We start from the raw sequence: 2,165 nt of genomic DNA on the forward strand, positions 1-2,165 counted from the left end.
TATACATGCTCCTTGCATGCAAATCGATGCCGCAGTAATATGGATGTTGATCAGTGTACACGTTCATGGCTGTACCTCTCGGGTTAGTTTACGGTTGGGAAAATAGTAATCTACGCTCTTCCCGGTTTAATCGCCCCGAAGATCAGCGCCCGGGAGGAGGCCATGAACAATATCCAGCGCATTAACGCGGACGCACCTCGCCTATTGGTTGCCTCTCTTGGTTTTAAGCCTCTTCTTTTGTTAGTTGCCATTCAACATCAATCCGTGCGCCGGTTATGCGCTAGGTCGTTATGTGTTTTTAAAAATATTTTCAATCAATGGGAAATGGAGATATAAGACTAAGAAATTTTGCCAAACTGGTCGATGAAGATGAGGCGGGTAATCTATCTCTTTCTTTTCCAGAACTTGTTGAAAAATTAATTCTTTTTGAAAACTTGGTTATTGAATCAAGGAGATTGAAGGAAATACCTATTCTCTTAAACACTATTGGATTTGAATCCACAATGTCCCTGTTACAATCTGGAGTCATTCAAATTCATAATGACAAAGTAGCTATTGGTTCCAAGAATAAAGACCTGATGCACCTTATTGGCTTCTCTGATTTAAAAGCATTTGGCACGGATCCTTCTCACCTTTTCAGAACAAATATTGAAGAAATTAGAGAGGATTGTGATATATCTGATCGGAAGTTCAGACAGTTGGAGGAACAATTAAACTCAATTGTAACATCATATCCTGAAGAAAGTTTAAACGATTTAAAGAATGATTTTAGGAGCGATGTAACACCCAATAGTAATTGTTTAAGAGAAGCAATATGTATTAAGATTAAGAACGAGTTGGACATAGAAATTGATGCACAGCAAATTGAAGTTAATACCCATTTAACTAATGATGATCTCTTTAAACATGAAAGTAATCTGAAAGAGTTGCTTGGTATTGATAAAGCGACTGAGTATCACATCTTGGATAGTGCATTGCTATCAATTGGAGGTCTCAATGAGAAAATTTTACAAATGGATATTTATAATAGCATATCCGGATTTAAACCACATGAAATTTCAATCTTTAAAGCAAAATTAAGATTTGTTGAACAGATTGTAGACACAGGTGAGAGAAAAGAACAATTACATCGTGTAGTAAATGTAGCTGGCCTTCCTATTATTGATGATGATACTGCTAAAAATGAAATCAACTTTGAGCAATTGCTAGATATCAGAGAAGAAGATGAAATTGTGAATTTCAGAAATTGGTTAAATAAAACGGCCAATATTTCTAATGAAGAGTTAGAAGAGAGGCTCAACAATTTCAAAGTCAAATTCTCAAAATTTATTAATACGGGATGGGGTAAAAGCACTAATTTCTTAATCTCGAATGGTCTTGGAGCAATTGAACCGATATCAGGTGCTGTTTTTAGCTTGGCAGATACATTTCTTCTTGAAAAATTCTTAAAGCAACCTGGTGCAGTCACTTTTTTAAGTACATCATACCCAACAATATTTCAAGAAAAATAAAACACATAACAACGGTTTCAACGCGGACTTGGCCGCTGGTTGCCGGTTCATGTTGGCTAAATGAAATTCTGAGTTTTAATTACATTACCAGCCAATAAGGCAAAGCCGGTTAAACCGCAGGCCGTTATAGCACTAATCAATTTCTATGATTCAAGACTCTCAAAATAAAAATGCTTTACTAATTGGAAATGGTGTTAATCTATTAGATGAAGATCAATCAGTTTCTTGGAAAGCACTATTAAATGATCTAAAAGTAACATTTAATATAGATGTTGAATTAGATAATGCATTTAAACCTTTTCCTTTGGCTTTTGATGAAATGCTACACCAAAAAAGAGGAAGTAATTATTTTGATGATAAGGTCAAAAGGTTAAAAAAATACATAAGAGAAAGTATTGAAAAACAACTTGAGGATAAAAAGGGATTCAATAAATTCCATCATGAATTAGCAACTCTAGGATACGATGATATTCTAACCACAAATTATGATTATGCCCTTCAAAAAAGTTTAGATTTTAGTTTTTTTGAGGCCGTGTTCAAGTGACTAATGCAACACAGCGGTGTTTTAGGGTTTGTTGGATGGGATTAAGGTAATCAAATTTTCGAACCGGTCGAAAGTTCAGGTACTCTTCGACAGTGTTGATGCGCTCGGCG

At 35.2% G+C, this 2,165-nt stretch carries 2 protein-coding genes; both read left to right on the forward strand.

Annotation, left to right across the window (positions count from 1 at the left end; genetic code table 11):
* Positions 1-317: 317 nt before the first annotated feature.
* Positions 318-1,511 (forward strand): hypothetical protein, encoded by a 1,194-nt coding sequence (locus NC796_RS26445; protein ID WP_310688886.1) that lies wholly within the window; start codon positions 318-320, stop codon positions 1,509-1,511.
* Positions 1,512-1,656: 145 nt separating this feature from the next.
* The gene (locus NC796_RS26450; RefSeq protein WP_310688887.1) at positions 1,657-2,055 is read left to right on the forward strand and encodes a hypothetical protein; all 399 of its coding nucleotides are present in this window, start codon (positions 1,657-1,659) and stop codon (positions 2,053-2,055) included.
* Positions 2,056-2,165: the final 110 nt, after the last annotated feature.

The sequence above is a fragment of the Aliifodinibius sp. S!AR15-10 genome, assembly GCF_031569985.1.
Taxonomy (GTDB): domain Bacteria; phylum Bacteroidota; class Rhodothermia; order Balneolales; family Balneolaceae; genus JAMQKA01.

What these genes read in the sequence shown, in the direction of transcription:
- NC796_RS26445 (WP_310688886.1), top strand. Translation starts at nt 318, where the DNA reads ATGGGAAATGGAGATATAAGACTAAGAAATTTTGCCAAACTGGTCGAT.
- NC796_RS26450 (WP_310688887.1), top strand. Translation starts at nt 1,657, where the DNA reads ATGATTCAAGACTCTCAAAATAAAAATGCTTTACTAATTGGAAATGGT.